We start from the raw sequence: 17,087 nt of genomic DNA on the forward strand, positions 1-17,087 counted from the left end.
CTGAGACCCCTTTAGAATTGGCTGCGCCCATAGACCTTCAGAAGTGGCAGGTAGATGGCGAGAAGCATACCACCCACAACGAAGGCCATGAAAATGAGAAGCATGGGCTCGAGCAGGGAGAGGAGCGTATTGACCTTCTGCTCTATCTCCTCATCCGTAAAATCAGAGACATTCCCCAGCATCTCCTCGAGAGAACCGGTCGACTCGCCAACCTTGATCATCTCGATCGCCATGTCACTCATGAGTCCAGTTTTTTCGAGGGATTCCCACATGGCCTCTCCTTCCTTCACCTTCCTGGCAACACTCATTATCTCTCGCGTGAAGAGGGAATTTCCGATGGCGTTTCCGGCTATCTCGAGGGATGTCACCAGTGGGATTCCACCTGCCACGAGAGTGGAGAGTGTCCTTGCAAACCGCGATATGGCGTAATGATGAATGATATTACCGATGAGAGGAATCTTCAATTTCAAGGCATCTAATCTAAGTCTTCCCGCACTTGTCCTGTTCCAGATATTGATGGAAAAGATTCCGATGACGATGATTGCCACTCCAAGAAAGATCCATTCACGCACGAAGAGGGCCAGTAGGATCAACGTCCTTGTTATTAATGGGAGATCTGCTTCGAAGGAAGCGTAAAACTCGTTGAACTTGGGAAGAATATAATAGATGAGCAGGAAAATCAGACCGATTGAGAGAGAGAAGATAACCGCCGGATAGATCATGGCGGAGATGACTCTCTTCCTCAGGGCGATGAGGATCTTTGTATAACTGATGTACCTCTTCAGAACGGTTGATATCTCGCCGCTTCTCTCCCCGGACGCCAGAGAAGAAGAGTAGATCTTCGGAAAGAGGTCCCCCTGCGCGTCGAAGGCCTCGGATAGAGCCGAACCACTCTTCACCCTGTTCCTTATATCGATAAGAGCCTTTTTAAACGTTTGATTCCTTCTTCGCTCGATAAGGATATCGAGACCGGTGATTATGGGAAGACCGGCCTTGATGAGTGCCGCTAACTCCTGGTTGAAGAAGAGGAATTCCTTGATTTTGATCCTCCTTCTCAGGACGAAGAAGGACTTCAGCATTTCTATGAAAGGATTCCTCTTCTTCACGGAGAGGATGAGATAATCTTTCTTCTCCAGGTCTTTCCTGAGGGACGCTTCGCTATCGTATGAATAGCTCCTCTCGAGGATCTCTCCCGAAACGTTCACGACTTTGCACTGAAACTCCGGCATACTAAACTCCGGCTCACTCATTTTATATTAGCCTGTATGGTCAGAAAGAGGGCGCGTTTGCTTCCCGGTTGCTTTGCCGCTCCCACTACGAGGAGTTTCCCATTTAACAGGCTAAGTGCCGTGTTCCATAACGGTTCTAACTTTCTCTCATTCCCTTTCCCGGTAAGTTTTTCCAGCGAGAATCTGCTGAATTTTATAATCCCTCTCTCTTCACTGGCATATTCGACCAGGAAGCTGACATGGTACTGTTCACCGATGGAGGAAGCCGCCTCGCTCCCTTCCATGCTGGTCATGATGACACTTCCTATCCTGCTGTAATTTGTCCATCTGGTGAAATCGCTCAGGGCCTCGCTGACACCTCTTATCTCCCTGGAGATGCTTTCAGTTCCTCCCCCCTCCTTCTCGGTTGCCATGATCAGGTTAATTATGATCTCGACGTTCTTTGGAGGCAGGTCATACCCCCTGATGGCCTCCTCTATCTTTTTCAGGTTCCCCTCGAAATCCTGCACCGTGATCGTCTTGAGTTTCGGCTGAATCGTCAGCGTCCCGAAATCGCTGAGCAGCGGTGTCACGAGAGCCGCGGCATCGTCGATATCTTTAAATTTAATCTGAAATACCTTCACCATGATCTCCTTCTCGGATAGAGCGTATATCTGGCTGAATGAAACAGCAGGAACCACAAGCACCAGGGAGAGTGTCAGGATCTTAAGAAGGAATCTCCTCATCATATATCCATGTTCTCATCAAAAATCATGATGACATCGGTATCGCCTACATGCATCGTTATCACTTTAGCCGTCGGTTGCAGAACGTTGTCAACGAGCGGCTCCGGCAGGAGGACAGGAGGTTTCTCATCAGATGTGTAATCCATCGTAACGGGCCCCCATCCGTCGGGTCGCTTCAGAGGATTCAGCGTGAAAATGGAAACAATGGAGACGACAGTGACGATAAGAATTATGGCTATGGCGGCTGCCGCTGGAATAGGTCTGAATAGTTCCAGGCTCCAGGGCCAGCCTCTGTGAGCCGTAATCTTCTCACTGATCCTGCTCCAGTATCCTTCCCAGAATGTTTCTTCCTTTTCTTGAAGCGACAGGAGCGAAAAGAGGATCAGAGGGTCTTTCAGTACAGCTTCATCCAGGCATGAGTGACACTCCAGGAGATGAGCTCTCAACGAGACCGCATCATCGCATCCCAGGTCGTCCCTCAGATATTTCGCGAACAGGTTTTTTATAGTGTCGCATTCCTTCATTTCTTACAGCGATCCATGAAATATTCCGGATAATTCCTTCGGAGTCCTTCTTTCATGATCTGCCTCGCCTGAAAGAGATGGTTCCTTACAGTGGAATGGCCGATCTTCATGATTTTTGAGATCTCTTTTGTGTCGAAACCATCGATCTCCTTGAGGGCAAATATCGCTCTCTGTGTCGGCGTCAGTCGTCTGGAGAGGATATTGTAAATATTGCGGATTTCGTTCAGGACGACCGATCGCTCCTGTTGAAAGAGAGGCGCGGCAGGGAATAACAGCTTTTCCGGGAGATCCTCGAGCGGGATGATATCTCTTCTTCCACTTGATGTCCTCATGTAGTCGATGCTCATATTAACCGCTATCCTGTAAAGCCAGGCATCGAAGTTCTTCTCGAGCCGGAACCGCTTGAGGATCCTCCAGAGCCTGATGAAAACTAGCTGTGAAATGTCTCTTGAATCCTCTTCATTGCCCGTAATATGGTAGGAAATCCAGAAGACCTTCTCTCGCTTATCGCGAACTATCTCTTCGAAAGCTTCCAGATTCCCTTCGGCAGCTCTTCTTATTAATTCTTTCTCGTCCTTCATCTGTTCAGAAGAAGGCTCGCAAAAAGCTGCTCACCTTCTATTACGAAACAAAATGCAATTCCGTCTATGACTTTTTCGCTCTAAGGCGCTCTTGGGGGAATTATCTACTCTTGAAATGCTCGTATCCTGTCTTAGGAAGACGTCTCAGGAGGCCTGTCCTGGAAACGATGCCGATTCCCCTGCTGGCAGGGATGATCTCCCCGATCCTGTAAAGAGGTCTCGAAAATTTCCTCTGGAAGAGTCTTTCGAGTTTGTCCGCCTTACCCTCGGAAACGGCCACGAGAAGGCAATAGTCTTCCCCACCCGAGAGGGCGGCATCCAGTATCGCTTTCCAGGACTTGAGAAAGTGAGTAAGAGAAGCGTCGACCGGAATATCAGATTCGCGGATGACCGCTCCGACTCCGCTTGCTCTGCAAAGGTTGTGCAGGTCACTGGACAATCCGTCGCTCAGATCGATCATGGCGGTGGCTAATCCGGTTTCTGCTAAAAATCTTCCCTCTTCAATGTGAGGGCGAGGTCTTAAGTAGCAATTCATGGCTCTCCTTGCATAAAACCGATCCCATCCATAGCTTTCCCTGCTTCTTTCTCCTTTCTCTCCTCTCTCTTTTTTCTCTTTCTTTTCTCTTTCTTTCCAGTAGCCCGAATGGTATTCCATCCCTTTCCGGAGGAGCCTGAGCCCGAGCGAGCTTCCTCCGACGGATCCGGAAAGGAACAGGATGTCTGATGGTCTGGCCCCGCTCCTCAGGATAGCTTTCCCTTTGCCCATGCTCCCCACTGCCGTGATGCTGATGAATACCTTCCCGGGGCTCGAGCATGTGTCTCCTCCCAGCAGGCTCACTCCGAAGCTCCGGCATCCACTGTCTATTCCAGAAACTAACCTCAATGCTGTTTTCTTCTTCATTTCAGGGGGAAGCCCCATGGTGAGTAAGATGAATTCCGGTTTTCCTCCCATGGAAGCGATGTCGCTCAAATTGACGTAGACGGCTTTCTCTCCTATCCATTCTGGAGAGGAGAAGCGAAAGGAGAAATGGATATCTTCGATGAGGGCATCCGTGGTGATGAGGATCTCCCTTCCCAGCAGAGACCGTATAACGGCACAGTCATCTCCGATGGCGATATCCTTCTTGCTGTGCTGGATGCCAGAGTAGGATCTCTCGATGCGCTCTATGAGGCGCATCTCCCCGAATTCGCTCAGTCTCACATCATACCTTTGACGTAAGTTTCAAACTTTCTTTTTAGCGGCGTATGCGTTTTCTTTTCCGGCTTCCCTTTCTCCCATGTTGACGACAGGCTTCCTTTCCCTTTTCCTTGAACTCAGAGCAACTTCGAAGACCTCACGGATGTCGGTGACAAAGAAGAACCTCATATTCTTGGTCAGATGCTTAGGGATATCCACCAGGTTTTTCCTGTTGGGAGCAGGAAGGATTATTTTCGCAATATTGGCCCTTCGTGCCGCCAGGATCTTCTCTTTGATCCCTCCTACCGGAAGGACATTCCCTCTGAGAGTAACCTCGCCCGTCATGGCGACATCCCTCCTGATCGGCCTGTTGATGAAAGCGGAGAGCATCGCCGTCGCCATTGTCACGCCTGCAGAGGGCCCATCCTTCGGGATCGCCCCTTCCGGGACATGGACATGTATATCAACATTGGAAAAATAGTTTTCGGGGATCCCGAACTCTCTGGATTTAGATCTTGCATAGGAAAGCGCTGCATGAGCCGATTCCTTCATCACCTCACCAAGGTGCCCGGTCAGGATGAGGCTTCCCCTCCCCCTCATGGCCGTCGCTTCGACGAAGAGGATATCTCCTCCCGATTCCGTCCATGCCAGGCCTGTGGATACGCCAACCTGATCTTTCGTCAGAGATTCTTCCGGAAATATCTTGGGAGGTCCCAGGTAAGTCTCCAGACTACTCGAAATGATCCTTGTTGTGCCACTCTTCCCCTCGGCAACCCTCTTTGCCACCTTTCTGCAGATAGAGGCGATCTCCCTTTCCAGGTTTCTTAATCCAGCTTCTCGCGTGTACTTGTTAATGATAGTGGCGATGGCATTGTCGCTGAAAGATATCTTCCTGGGCATCAATCCGTGCTCCTCGATCTGCTTGGGAATCAGATGTTTCTTTGCAATGACCAGCTTTTCCTCCTCCGTGTAACCGGAAAGGTGGATGGTCTCCATCCTGTCCCGGAAGGCAGGCTGGATCGGGTCGAGAAGATTGGCTGTTGTTATGAACATGACGTTGGAGAGGTCGAATGGTATGTCAAGATAGTGATCTCGAAAGGTACTGTTCTGTTCGGGATCAAGGACTTCGAGAAGGGCCGAGGATGGATCTCCTCTGTAATCGGCGCCGATCTTGTCCACTTCGTCCATCATGAAGAGAGGGTTGTTTGAGCCTGCCTGGAAGATTCCCTGCACGATTCTTCCCGGCATGGCTCCAACGTAAGTCCTCCGATGCCCTCTGATCTCTGCCTCGTCCTTTATCCCTCCGAGGGAGATCCGGACAAAATTTCTCCCGAGCGCTCTTGCTATGGATTTCCCCAGGGAGGTCTTTCCCACTCCGGGGGGGCCGACGAAGCAGAGGATCGGCCCTTTCATCTTCTTTGTCAGCTTCCTCACGCTCAGATACTCGATGATCCTCTCTTTGACCTTCTCCAATCCATAATGGTCCTCATCAAGGATCTGTCTTGCCTTCTTGAGATCGATTCTGTCCTTCGTTTCTATGCCCCAAGGAAGCCCTGTCAGCCAGTCGAGGTAATTTCTCACCATGGCCGCTTCCGCAGAGTCAGGATGCATGCTCTCCAGCTTTTTCAACTGTTTTTCGACCTCGTCCATGACGTAGATGGATGGGTTCCTCGATTTCGCCTTCTCTCTCAGATTCTCAATCTCTTCAGCGAGTTCATTCCCCTCGCCGAGCTCGGTCTGGATTGCCTTCAATTGCTGCCTTAGATAGTACTCCTTCTTGGAACGGTCAATCTCATCCATGGTGTGAGAATCAATTTCTCTCTGCATGGTCAGAAGGTCGAGTTCCCTTTTGATGAAATCGTTGACCTTCCTCAATCGTGAAATAGGGTTTAAGATTTCGAGGATCTCCTGAGCCTCCTCGATCCTTAAATCCAAGTTGGAAGAAACGAGGTCGGCCAGCCTTCCTGGATCCTCGAGGTTGTTAGCGACTACCATTACTTCAGATGGGATGTTCTTTCCGAGCGATGCTGACCTCTCGAGGGCATGTTTGACATTCCTCATAAGGGCTTCTTTCTCCAGGGGTCTCTCCTCTGTGATACTTTCCTGGGGGATAGCGATCCTGGCCTTCAAGAAAGGGCCTCCTGTGATGAACTCTTCGACGAGAGCCCGTGCAACACCCTGCACAAGAACCCTGATTCTGTTATCCGGGAGCTTCAACATCCTCATGATGACGGCAACAGTCCCCACTTTGAAGAGGTCATCCAGATTAGGTTCATCATCTGATTTATCCTTCTGTGAGAGGAGGAGGATCATCCTGTTTTCAGAAAGGGAGTAGTCGATGGCTTTTATGGACATTTCCCTCGCAACAGAAAGAGGATGAATGATGAAGGGATAGACAACGACATCCCTTAGCGGAAGAATAGGCAGAATCTTCGGGATCTTGAGTTGCTCTTCCGTTTTTTCCTTTTTCTCCATCTGTCTCACCTCCTCCTATTCTTCTCTGATGGCAATTTCAACCTGTTCCCCTCTCTTGTTGGAGACCTTGGGAAACCGGATCTTCAAGAGTCCATCTTTAAGGACAGCATCCGCTTTATGAGTATTAACCGCTTCGTTGATGTTTATCACCCTGCGAAACTTTCCATAGCTGCGCTCGAGTTGTCTGAACTTCTTCTTGCCTCCACCATCCGGGGATTTCTTCTTCTCTCCTTCGATGATGATATTGCTGCCGTTGATGAAGAGTTTCAGATCCTTCAGCACAACGCCGGGCACTTCCACTTTCACCATCATGTGCTCGTCGCATTCGCAGACGTCCGTGCTCGGAAGCCATGCCACATCGGCCATCCCTCTCCCCGATTTCAGATCGAACAGGTTCTCAAAGAGGCGGTTAATCTCATTTTGGATCCTTGCAATCTCAAGGATCGGACCGTATCCTTTGACCATGTTTCTTCTCCTCTCATTTACTTTCTTGTTTCGATGAGTCCTTTCAACTCTGCCATAAACTCGTCAATATCCTCGAATTGCCTGTACACGGAGGCAAAACGGACGTAGGCCACTTTGTCGAGTTCCTTAAGCCTCTCCATGATTAGATTCCCGATCGCTTTCGTCTCGATCTCGCGGTCCGTGTTATCCTGGACTATGGCTTCGACTTCATCGGCAATCTCTTCCAGCCTACCCCGGCTGACCGGCCTCTTCTCAATCGCCTTCAGCATCCCCGTGAGGACCTTATTCCTGTCGAAGATCTCCCTCCTCCCATCCTTCTTGATGACCATGTAGGGAATCTCCTCAATCCTCTCGTAACTCGTAAACCTGCGGTGACAGCCCAGGCATTCCCTTCTTCTCCTGATCACAACTCCGTTCTTCCCTTCACGGGAATCAACAACTTTATCTTTGCCTCCTCCACAGTAAGGACATTTCATACTGGCTTCCTTTCCTGATTGTCCGATAATCCGATTCTGCTGACAGATCTTAACGTCAATCCATCTATCCAAAGAAAGGCAAGTCCTAGCAGGATGACCGGGATGATGGTGATCCCATGGACTACGATGGCGGTACTTGTCGCTGCATCACGGGACACCTCGAAAAACCCCATCAGACCAATCTGCATCGCTTCATGGTAAGTTCCAACTCCCCCGGGGGTGGGGATGGATATTCCCAGAACGAGAAGCGGTAGCAAAGTAAAGATCCCGATGATCGGGATGGATAAGTGCGTTGCTTTTAGGGAGAGCCATATGCCTGCTCCGATGATCAACCATATTACGAACGAGTACGTAAGAGAGATGAAGATGATCCTGATCTCCTTAAGGACGGAAGCCCCTTCGATGAAGGAGCGCATCATCATCAGTATCTTATTCAAAATCACATTGCTGGAGCGTTTCTCCCTCTCTTCCACGAATATCATTATTCTGTCCTTTTTCCATACCAGCAGAATGAGAAGGAGAAACAAAGCTATGGAAAAGAGCGTGAACAGGATGCCTCCATAGCTGGCCGCTTTCAAAAGTTCTTTGCTCTGGGTAGAAAATGTTCCCTGGAAGACTAGAAGGGATATTCCGAAGAGAAATACAACGGTCATTCCATCCATCAGCCTCTCTATGACGATTGTAGCAACGGCAGAGCTCTTGCTTATCCCCTCTCGCTGCCCTAGCAGGACCGGCCTGACCAACTCACCGATTCTCCCGGGGATGATCCATGATACCATGTATCCTATGATCGTCGTTGAAATGAGGTTGTAGAATCCTATGCGGTTCTTTATAGGCATCAACAGATATCTCCACCGGATGCATCGGAAGACATTCTGGCTAAGGCCAACCAGGATGGAAAGTGAGATGAGTGAAAGGCTTGAGCCTTTAATCCCCTCCCAGACCTCTCCTGGATCGACCTTCCTGAGGAATACACAGAGAAAAAACAAAGAGATCGCAACCCCTATGAGTATGTTTCTATATCTTTTCAAATCGTAAACCCTGAAAGAATAACAGCCAGAAAAAACCAACTTTTCCCTGATAACTTATATCAACGCGGGCTTTGAGTCAACTTTTCACGATTTTTTATTATTTTTTTAAAAACTTCTTAAAATTTCTCAAGAACAGGTGTAACCTTTACGTCTCCCGCTGCTCGCCTTGAGAGTCGGTACCACATTCCAAATCGTCAACATTTCAGGAACTTTTTGATGTAAAATTTCGTCTATCTTGGCAAGATGCAAAGGAGGTCTAAAATGGCTACGAAATGCTGCAAGACGGAATCGCTCATCTGGGGAATATTCTGGGTCTTCGTCGGGGGTCTGTTTCTCGTTCATAATTTTTATCCGGAATACAGGATCCTTTCCAATATATGGAAATGGTGGCCGCTGTTGATCATCGTTATCGGGATCAACATCATCATAAGGTATTTCCATAAAAGTGAAAAAGGGGAATAGTCATGAGAGTAAGAGACGTTATTCTAATTCTCATTATCATCGTCGCAGGTCTGAGCATGCAGAGCGTCATCAGTCTCAAGGAAAAAGGGTTCCCCATCATGTTTGATATCAAGGGAAAGCCCAATAGATTCGTCGAGACAAAGGAGATAGACTTTCCGATGGGCTGCGCCATGAAAGTCAAGAACTCTCATGGGAACGTCACTCTGAGCCCCTGGGATAGAGAGACGGTGCATGTGCAACTTGAAAAAGTCATCTACGCCGACGATGAAAAAAGGGCCGAGGAAATCTCAAAACAGATAATCCTCAATCTCGAAAAGAGGGATAAAGAAGCTGTCATCTCAACCAACCGCGATGAGCTTTATCTCAGACCGATAAGCGTCCAGACGAACCTGACCATCCATGCACCGAAACAGTCCGCAAGTTCAATCACCTGTTCACATGGCGATGTCATGGTCCACGGCATGGAAGGGGCATCAGAGGTGAAATCCCGGCATTCCGACCTGGAGATGAAGAATGTTTCAGGTGACGTTACAATCAATATGGAACACGGGGATGCGATTCTCGATTCCATCACCGGGAACATCATCGCAGACTCTAGACACGGGAAATTGGAATTCAACAACATCATCGGTACTCTGGCACTCCAGGCAGAGCACGATAGCGTCCAGATACTCCATGTCGCCAGAAACCTCTCCATCAAGTCGAGACACACCGAACTCTTGCTGACCGATGTCGGAGGAGACATCGAGATCGACTCCGAACATACAGAGATCGGGGGAAGCCATATCAACGGCAACGCCATGATCAAAAACAGCTACAAGGATGTCGAACTGAGTGAGGTTACTGGCACTCTGAGGATCGACACGAGACACTGCGACGTTCAAGTAGAGAGGGCAGTATCCAACTCAGATATCATCGCAGAATATGGCGATGTCACCCTGCGAATCCCCGGCGGCTTGAACTTTTCGGTGGATCTGGCAGCCGATTATGGAGACATCGAGTCTGACTTCGAGGAGTTAAAGCCTTCTCATGAGAAGGTGACCAGCAGGTTAATCGCCAGGATTGGCAGCGGAGGTCCCACTTACACGGTCAGGACACGCTACAACGACATTTATCTTCAGAAAATTTCCTATAACTAATGATACTTGTTGTGAAGGGTGATTCAATTTTGGGCGAAGGGGTTTTCAGCCTTGATCAGGATGATTTCATATTTCTTGAGGAGGACGGTGCCAACCGGAAGGTACTTTCCTCTCCTGACATATTTCTTCTTCGAGTAATGGACTTCGACCTTGCCCTCCTCCTTACCGCTGCTGAAGAAAGCCGCAAGCCTGGCGGCTTCATGCAGCGTCTTTTCCGGCAGCCTTTTCATTCCCGACGGATTTTTCACTACGACATGGGCACCCCCGAAACCTGCTGCGTGTAGCCAGAAATCTTCGGGCGATGCAATCTTGAAGGTCAGTTTCATATTATCCTTGGCGGATTTCCCCACGAGGATCTGAAGCCCATTGGAGCTCTTGTAAATCCTTATCCCGGAGAGATGTTCCTCTGACAGGACACTTCTCTTCACCTTATCTTCTATCCCAACAGGTAATCCAAGCGTCCTCATCTTTTCCATGACGGAATCAAGGGAACCCGAATCCGTGCAGGTTGCCACTTTACCTTCTAGTGCACGAAGATCCAGTCCTCTTGCAAGGAGAGAGTTACGGCGCTTTTCGATTACGACGACCCCTCTTTCCGCCTTCTTGAATTTCTGAAAATAAGCTTCTGCATTCTTTGATATGGAGAGAGACGGGTTTATGGGTATCCTGATCCTGGTCCCCGGCTGTTCGTAATAATCCTCTACTTCCAGGAAATCCTCGGCCTTCTTCAGCGATCTCATCCCAGCCAGAAGTAGCTCGCCATACCTTTTGAATCGTTTCGGATCCTCAAATTTCTCCCCGTCCTTCCGGAGTTTGACGAGGGTCTCCTCCGTCCTTGAGATCTCTTTCTTCAATAGTCTCAGGAGTAAACTCTTCTTTGATGTGAACCTTTCATTTCTGATGATCGTGGCGTAATAATTATCGGCTGCTTCATGGAGCGAATCAAACCCGTTCTCCACAAGCTCTCCCGCGGTCTCCATCGCAAATGCAGTTAGGACAAAGTTGTCCCTGTTCAAGCGAATATCCTCGCCAATGGCTTCGATCGGCGAAGGTGCGTACAGGAAAGATCTGGTTCTCATCTGCCCCCAATCGCTCTTGATATCGTCCAGGACGCTGGATAGACGTCCTTCTCTTCGGACTCTTAACAATAATTCCCGGATTACAGCCCCGGGAGCTCCCATCAAGGTCTCGTTCAGAAACCCAAGCAATTTTTCTTCGCTTCCTGACAGACTCTCATCCAGGCGTGGATCTTTCAAAACATGAAATATGGAGTGAGGAGGGCGTATTGGCGGCTGGTAAGAATGTCCCACGATGGGCTGCCTGAACTCCGATCTCAGCTTCCGCGCAAAGCCGAGAACTTTTTGCTCTCCATCCGTCAGTATCAGATTCGATGATCTGCCTATCATCTCAAACATCAGAATGAAATCCGGTTCCCTCTTGTTTCGCTTGGAAGAAAAATGCAGTTGAATGACTCTGTCTTCCTCTTCCTTTTCCAACGTTCCCAGGAATAGCCCTTCCAGCGACCTCTTCAGGAGAGAACCGAACGGGTCCGGTTCGTGCTTCCCTTCCGAAAAATAACGCCTCGTCAGGACAATCCTCGGATGCCCCGGCCTCGCCGATATCAGAAGCTTCTTCATTTTTTCGTTGTGGAAGTAAAACAGGAACGTATCTTCTTCGGGGTGATGAATAGAAGAGAAAGTTCTTCCTTCCAGCTCATTCTTCATCTCCAAGAAGATGAGATGCAGAAGGAGATTATCCATTGTTCATCCCTGGATTGGAAAAGGATTTCTTTGCCTCAAGGACGGCGAGCCTTCTCCCCGACATCCTCACGACTCTGTAATCGAAGAGAGCATCACTGACCCGATCGCCCTCCGCCGGGATGCGCCCCAGGAGCTTGATGAAGTGTCCCGCCATGGTCTTCACATCAGGGTCGGTGATGAGCTCCCCCGAGAGTTCGCTGAACTCTTGAATGGAGATTGCTCCATCCAGAAGAAAGGCTTTCTCGGATACCTTCTTGAACCTGTACTTTGAAGGCCGGTATCTGTCTCCCATCTCTCCAACGATCTCTCTCAGGATATCATCGATGGTGACGATTCCTTCCGTTCCTCCATACTCATCGAGGACGGCGGCGATATGAAGCTTCTTTACCTGGAAATCTCTTAGAAGTTCGAAGGCTGCTTTTGTCTCAGGGACAAAGATAATCGGCTTCAGGAAATCTCTGAGCATACTCCCATGGCTCAAGCCATATTGAGCCGCAAGGAGATCCTTGGCATAGACGACACCTTTGATATCATCCATATCCTTCCCGTAAACCGGGAACCTCGAAAATTTCGTTTTTCTCGCAACCGTTAAAGCGTCATCGAGCGATGCGTCCTCTCGAAGACAGATTATTCGCGGTCTCGGGACCATCACGGTCTTCACCGGCATATCCATGATCTCAAAAATGGAGTCGATAATCTTTACCTCTTCAAGGGATAGTCCTCTCTCGCCGGCACTTTCTCTAACGATCGTTCGCAACTCGCCAAGGCTCACCCCTTTAGCGATCTGTCTTCCTATCTTGTTGGAAAGGGCATCGCACCTATCGATCAGCTTCTCGACCGCTTTCCTCAATGGAGAGAGAACTCTGCAAACCAATCTCATCGGGATGGCTGCTCCAAGGCACCATCGTTCCTGGTTGTATATTGCAACGACTTTCGGAGTGACCTCTCCAAAAAGAAAGAGCATGAGGGTCATGGCAACCAGCGCAACGAAGATCCCGGCTGTGCCAAATGCAGAGAAATAATCCCTCCTGAGGATGGCAGCGAGATTGGAAGCAGCAATGTTGACAGTCTCATTCCCTATGAGAATAGTTGCAATGAGCCCTCTGGGATTTGATAGAAGCTCGGAAACGGCTGCTCCCCTTATCCCCGTCCCTCTCAATCTCTCCACTCTCCATTTCCTCAAGGAGAAAAAGGCAGTCTCGGATCCCGAAAAAAAAGCGGAGAAGGAGAGCAGGACTAGAATGCCCATAGTTTCGAGGATAAAGATGAGCATCGTCGTATAGTAAAAAGGCACGATACTTAATCGTGCCCTTATCAATAAAAGGTTGAGATATCGTTAATGATCAAGTTTGCTTTTTACCGAGAAAGATATAGCTTTATCTATCTGTTCCTCGATTTTTTCTTCGGGCAGATGCGTCGCCTCCACCAGTTCGCTGACGATCAAGAACTTTGCCTTATCGAGCATCTTCCTCTCCCGATATGATAGGCTCTTCTGAAGACTGAGATAGCTGAGGCTCTTCAGAACCTCGGCCACCTTATCAATCTCCCCGCTTCGCATCAGATCCGAATTGATCTGATACCTTCCCTTCCAATCTTCAACAATGTCGACTTTGCGCTCTTTGAGCACTTCAAGAACACGATTGATTTCCCTCTTGCTGAGGACCTTCCTGAGCCCAACTGTCTCGATATTGGAGATGGGCACCATCACCGTGCTATCGGTAGACTGGATTCTCAGGCAGTAGAACATCTTCTCAGTGCCAGCGATGTTCTTTCGAGTAATATCTTCGATGATGCCTACACCATGATTTGGGTAAACAACCTTGTCACCGATTTTAAATTGAAGGGCGTTTCCGAGATTCTTTGTCGTAGAACTTCTGGTTGGTGTTACCTTAGTCATTTTCTTTAAATTATTGTATCTTTTAAGTATTTCAGTGTCAAATATTTACTGTATCAGATCGACTGATAATTTTATACCAGGAGAATGACCCTATATTAAAATATACCATCGAAATTATGAAATGCATGATATTTTTGCTGCAACGCCTCGGTTATTGGAAGAGTCTCATTGACTTTTTGCTTTTTCAGATAATTTAAAAATAACTTAAGGTTATAATTTATTTTCTTGTATAATTTAATTAAAGCTCAAAAGGAGCACATGTCCGATTTAGAAGAACTTCTATCAGAGATTCGCGAACTCAAGGCAATCAATGCAATTGGGAGCCTGACATGCCAGCCGTTCGAGCTGGGCAAGATACTCAATCGGGTCATCGACCTCATCGTCGAGCTTCTCAACTGCGAGATCGCAACGATTGCCCTTCTGGATGAAGCCTCGAATAGATTCCAGCTCAAGATTCACCGCGGACTCTCTGAAGAGTTCGTCATGGCCATCACGACAACGGCTCGAAACGAAGGAGCTGCGCAATATTCCGTGGCGAAAAAAGCTCCCATCTTTCTCAAGATATCTGAATACCCAGAGATTCCCCTGAAAGAAGCCGCCGTCAAGGAAGGGATCCAGTGGATAATCAGTACTCCCATGTTAAGGAAAAACGAAATAATTGGGATCATCAACATCGCCGGCCGATCGGAGAGAACTTATTCCGCTCATGACTGCCACCTCCTGTCCCTGATAGCCGAACGGATCGCCATGAACATCGAGAACTACAAGCTTCTAAGGGAAGCTCACGAGAGGAGCGCTCAGATGGCTTCCCTGCTCCATACAGGCGCCCTTCTGATCTCCTCGCTGGACCTGGAGAAAATGTTGAAGAACATAGTGGAGGAAGCAGCGAAGCTAGTAGGAACAGATTCCTGTACGATCTTCTTCTATGACCCGGAAAGGGATCTGATCTCCGGGCAGATCGCTTGCGGTTTGCCGGACGAAGTGATCAAATCCATCTCGCTCCCGATTAATCTCTTCCCTGCCGCGGAGGAAGCCATCAAGAAAAAGAAACCCATCGAGATCAACGATCTCTCACGGGAGAAGAGAGCTCCCCGCGAGGTCATGGACAGGCTGGGATTTAAATCTTCGCTGTCAGTCCCTCTCTTCTTCATGGAGAACCCCCTGGGCATCATCTTCTTCGAGGAGACGAGGTTTCCCAAGCGCTTCACACATTCGGAGATAGAGCTTGCCATGAACTTCGCAAACTATGTTTCCGTCGCCATTCAGAACGCCAGGCTCTTCAAGGAGGCGACGGAGCGAAGGGAACAGGCAGAAGCCATCCAGCTCATTGGACAAGCTCTGACGTCGCGCCTCGACTACCAGGAGGTACTGAGAAGCATCGCCAATTATGCCAAGCAACTTTCCCATGCCAAGTTTGCCTTCGTCTCAACCAAGGAGGGATATTATTTCAGACCGGTCGCCATCGCGGGCGACGATGAAGGATATGCCTCTATCGTCGAGTTCACCGATGATCCGGAATCTCCCCTGGGGCTAGGCCCAGGAGGAAGAGCGGCACGCAGCAAACTCCCCGCCGTCATCAGCAACTGCGAAAAAGATCCAACCTTCGCACCCTGGAAGGAGGAAGCGTTGAAGAGAGGGATACGTTCCCATGTATCGATTCCCCTCATCTCCAAGGGGACGACTTTCGGCGTCCTTGCCGCTTACAGCTCGGAGCTCAATGGCTTTGACAGGAAGAATGTTACGTTGCTCCTTTCTTTCGCCAACTTCGCTGCTATCGCGTTGGAGAACGCAAGGCTCTATCGGGAACTGAAACTCGCCTTCGAGAATTTAAAGGAGACCCAGAGCCGCCTGGTCCAGACAGAAAAGCTTTCCGCCATCGGGGAGATGGTGGCTGGTGTAGCCCATGAGATAAACAACCCCCTGACATCAGTCCTTGGATTCTCTCAGCTTTTGCTGGGTCAGAAAGTCGACAGTAAGGTTAAGTCAAAACTGATCAGGATTAGCGACGAAGCCATGCGCTGCGCTAAGATTGTCCAGAACCTTCTGGCTTTCGCCAGAAAGCAAAAACCTGAGAAGAGGCATGTCGGCATCAACGGAATCATCGAAAGCGTTCTCGATCTGATATCCTACCAGTTGAAGGTGGATAACATCACAATTGTGAAGGAACTCGACGATAATCTCACGAAGACCATGGCCGATTACAATCAGCTCCAGCAGGTTTTTTTGAACATCATTAACAATGCCCAGCAGGCTATGACCGAACAAGGCGGCTCGCTCACGATAAAGACCGAAGTGACTGGAAGAAGCATAAGGATCACCTTCAAAGACACTGGACCTGGAATCAGCAAGGAGAACATCAAGAAGGTATTCGACCCCTTCTTCACGACAAAGCCTCCGGGAAAGGGGACCGGCCTGGGACTGAGCCTCTGTTACGGGATTGTGAGAGAGCATGGAGGGACCATCCGCGCCGATAGCGGAGAAGGGCAGGGAGCAACTTTTATCATCGAACTACCCATCATAGAAGACAGAAAGGCCGTGGAGAAGCCGCTTGAGGAGAGGAAGGCCGCACAGCAACCGGCAAGTGAACTGGATATCCTCGTCATTGATGACGAGCAGATGATTATTGATCTCCTCTTCGAATTCTTCTCGGATCATGGCTACAACGTCGAAACTGCAACAAGTGGGGAGACGGCCATCGAAAAGATCCTCCGGAAAGATTATGACGTGATCATCTGCGATCTTAAGATGCCAGGGATTAGCGGGCAAGATATATATAGCTGGATCAAGAATGAAAAGCCGGATGCAGCATCCCGGATCGTCTTCTCGACCGGCGACACGCTAACCCAGAATGTAAGAGATTTCTTCAGGGAAACCGGGAATCTTTACATCAGCAAGCCATTCAACTTTCAGAATCTTCTCAGCATCGCACACTCATTATGCAAACCATAAAGATATGCTCTCCATGGCATAGTCCTTCTTCAGGGAATCCCTTCTCTTGAAAAACCACTCTTCCATATAATAAACTAACGAGCAAGCCGGAGTGGTGAAACTGGTAGACACACGGGACTCAAAATCCCGCGGGCTTTCGAGTCCATGTCGGTTCGACTCCGACCTCCGGCACCATCTTTTCAATAACCTACGAGAAA

At 49.0% G+C, this 17,087-nt stretch carries 15 protein-coding genes and 1 tRNA gene; 4 read left to right on the plus strand and 12 right to left on the minus strand.

Annotation, left to right across the window (positions count from 1 at the left end):
- Positions 1-11 precede the first annotated feature (11 nt).
- The 9 genes from AB1756_00375 to AB1756_00415 all read right to left on the minus strand — a co-directional run bounded on the left by AB1756_00375 (position 12) and on the right by AB1756_00415 (position 8,683).
- On the minus strand, positions 12-1,229 hold the full coding sequence (locus AB1756_00375; GenBank protein ID MEW5805807.1) for a type II secretion system F family protein: 1,218 nt from the start codon (positions 1,227-1,229) through the stop codon (positions 12-14).
- 17 nt (positions 1,230-1,246) lie between these two features.
- Positions 1,247-1,957 carry a hypothetical protein gene (locus tag AB1756_00380; GenBank protein ID MEW5805808.1) on the minus strand — a complete coding sequence of 237 codons (711 nt, stop codon included), beginning with the start codon at positions 1,955-1,957 and terminating at the stop codon, positions 1,247-1,249.
- Positions 1,954-2,478 (minus strand): hypothetical protein, encoded by a 525-nt coding sequence (locus AB1756_00385; protein MEW5805809.1) that lies wholly within the window; start codon positions 2,476-2,478, stop codon positions 1,954-1,956. Before AB1756_00385 ends, AB1756_00380 begins: the two co-directional genes overlap by 4 nt.
- Positions 2,475-3,059: an RNA polymerase sigma factor gene (locus tag AB1756_00390; GenBank protein MEW5805810.1), complete on the minus strand. Its 585-nt coding sequence runs from the start codon at positions 3,057-3,059 to the stop codon at positions 2,475-2,477. The genes AB1756_00385 and AB1756_00390 overlap by 4 nt, the downstream gene beginning before the upstream one ends.
- Before the next feature lie 100 nt (positions 3,060-3,159).
- Positions 3,160-4,260, minus strand: a complete 1,101-nt coding sequence (thiL, locus tag AB1756_00395) for a thiamine-phosphate kinase (protein ID MEW5805811.1) — start codon at positions 4,258-4,260, stop codon at positions 3,160-3,162.
- A 21-nt stretch (positions 4,261-4,281) separates the two neighbouring features.
- Positions 4,282-6,711, minus strand: a complete 2,430-nt coding sequence (gene lon, locus AB1756_00400) for an endopeptidase La (protein MEW5805812.1) — start codon at positions 6,709-6,711, stop codon at positions 4,282-4,284.
- 15 nt (positions 6,712-6,726) lie between these two features.
- Entirely contained in the window at positions 6,727-7,176 is a 450-nt protein-coding gene (locus AB1756_00405; protein ID MEW5805813.1) for an Hsp20/alpha crystallin family protein, read from the minus strand.
- Positions 7,177-7,193: 17 nt separating this feature from the next.
- Positions 7,194-7,652, minus strand: coding sequence for a transcriptional regulator NrdR (nrdR, locus tag AB1756_00410; protein MEW5805814.1), 459 nt, complete (start codon positions 7,650-7,652; stop codon positions 7,194-7,196).
- Entirely contained in the window at positions 7,649-8,683 is a 1,035-nt protein-coding gene (locus tag AB1756_00415; GenBank protein ID MEW5805815.1) for a lysylphosphatidylglycerol synthase transmembrane domain-containing protein, read from the minus strand. Before AB1756_00415 ends, nrdR begins: the two co-directional genes overlap by 4 nt.
- Before the next feature lie 261 nt (positions 8,684-8,944).
- On the opposite strand from AB1756_00415, the gene AB1756_00420 reads away from it, so the two are divergent.
- Both AB1756_00420 and AB1756_00425 read left to right on the plus strand, forming a co-directional pair.
- Positions 8,945-9,145: a DUF5668 domain-containing protein gene (locus AB1756_00420; GenBank protein MEW5805816.1), complete on the plus strand. Its 201-nt coding sequence runs from the start codon at positions 8,945-8,947 to the stop codon at positions 9,143-9,145.
- A 2-nt stretch (positions 9,146-9,147) separates the two neighbouring features.
- Positions 9,148-10,284, plus strand: coding sequence for a DUF4097 family beta strand repeat-containing protein (locus tag AB1756_00425; GenBank protein ID MEW5805817.1), 1,137 nt, complete (start codon positions 9,148-9,150; stop codon positions 10,282-10,284).
- 23 nt (positions 10,285-10,307) lie between these two features.
- Here AB1756_00425 and AB1756_00430 read toward each other — a convergent pair whose 3' ends face one another.
- The 3 genes from AB1756_00430 to AB1756_00440 all read right to left on the minus strand — a co-directional run bounded on the left by AB1756_00430 (position 10,308) and on the right by AB1756_00440 (position 13,941).
- Positions 10,308-12,044 (minus strand): NFACT family protein, encoded by a 1,737-nt coding sequence (locus AB1756_00430; protein MEW5805818.1) that lies wholly within the window; start codon positions 12,042-12,044, stop codon positions 10,308-10,310.
- Entirely contained in the window at positions 12,037-13,317 is a 1,281-nt protein-coding gene (locus AB1756_00435) for a hemolysin family protein (protein ID MEW5805819.1), read from the minus strand. The genes AB1756_00430 and AB1756_00435 overlap by 8 nt, the downstream gene beginning before the upstream one ends.
- A gap of 63 nt (positions 13,318-13,380) precedes the next feature.
- A complete protein-coding gene (locus AB1756_00440) occupies positions 13,381-13,941 on the minus strand; it encodes a CarD family transcriptional regulator (protein MEW5805820.1) in 561 nt (186 codons plus the stop codon).
- 258 nt (positions 13,942-14,199) lie between these two features.
- On the opposite strand from AB1756_00440, the gene AB1756_00445 reads away from it, so the two are divergent.
- A complete protein-coding gene (locus AB1756_00445; protein MEW5805821.1) occupies positions 14,200-16,890 on the plus strand; it encodes a GAF domain-containing protein in 2,691 nt (896 codons plus the stop codon).
- A gap of 85 nt (positions 16,891-16,975) precedes the next feature.
- Positions 16,976-17,064: transfer RNA gene (locus AB1756_00450), tRNA-Leu, on the plus strand.
- The last annotated feature ends 23 nt before the right edge of the window (positions 17,065-17,087 follow it).

It is taken from the genome of Acidobacteriota bacterium (assembly GCA_040752675.1).
GTDB lineage: Bacteria > Acidobacteriota > Polarisedimenticolia > JBFMGF01 > JBFMGF01 > JBFMGF01.

Bases quoted from the DNA above. Each gene is read 5' to 3' on its own strand.
- AB1756_00375 (MEW5805807.1), bottom strand. From the start codon at position 1,229: ATGCCGGAGTTTCAGTGCAAAGTCGTGAACGTTTCGGGAGAGATCCTC.
- AB1756_00380 (MEW5805808.1), bottom strand. From the start codon at position 1,957: ATGATGAGGAGATTCCTTCTTAAGATCCTGACACTCTCCCTGGTGCTT.
- AB1756_00385 (MEW5805809.1), bottom strand. From the start codon at position 2,478: ATGAAGGAATGCGACACTATAAAAAACCTGTTCGCGAAATATCTGAGG.
- AB1756_00390 (MEW5805810.1), bottom strand. From the start codon at position 3,059: ATGAAGGACGAGAAAGAATTAATAAGAAGAGCTGCCGAAGGGAATCTG.
- lon (MEW5805812.1), bottom strand. From the start codon at position 6,711: ATGGAGAAAAAGGAAAAAACGGAAGAGCAACTCAAGATCCCGAAGATT.
- AB1756_00405 (MEW5805813.1), bottom strand. From the start codon at position 7,176: ATGGTCAAAGGATACGGTCCGATCCTTGAGATTGCAAGGATCCAAAAT.
- nrdR (MEW5805814.1), bottom strand. From the start codon at position 7,652: ATGAAATGTCCTTACTGTGGAGGAGGCAAAGATAAAGTTGTTGATTCC.
- AB1756_00420 (MEW5805816.1), top strand. From the start codon at position 8,945: ATGGCTACGAAATGCTGCAAGACGGAATCGCTCATCTGGGGAATATTC.
- AB1756_00425 (MEW5805817.1), top strand. From the start codon at position 9,148: ATGAGAGTAAGAGACGTTATTCTAATTCTCATTATCATCGTCGCAGGT.
- AB1756_00430 (MEW5805818.1), bottom strand. From the start codon at position 12,044: ATGGATAATCTCCTTCTGCATCTCATCTTCTTGGAGATGAAGAATGAG.
- AB1756_00435 (MEW5805819.1), bottom strand. From the start codon at position 13,317: ATGCTCATCTTTATCCTCGAAACTATGGGCATTCTAGTCCTGCTCTCC.
- AB1756_00440 (MEW5805820.1), bottom strand. From the start codon at position 13,941: ATGACTAAGGTAACACCAACCAGAAGTTCTACGACAAAGAATCTCGGA.
- AB1756_00445 (MEW5805821.1), top strand. From the start codon at position 14,200: ATGTCCGATTTAGAAGAACTTCTATCAGAGATTCGCGAACTCAAGGCA.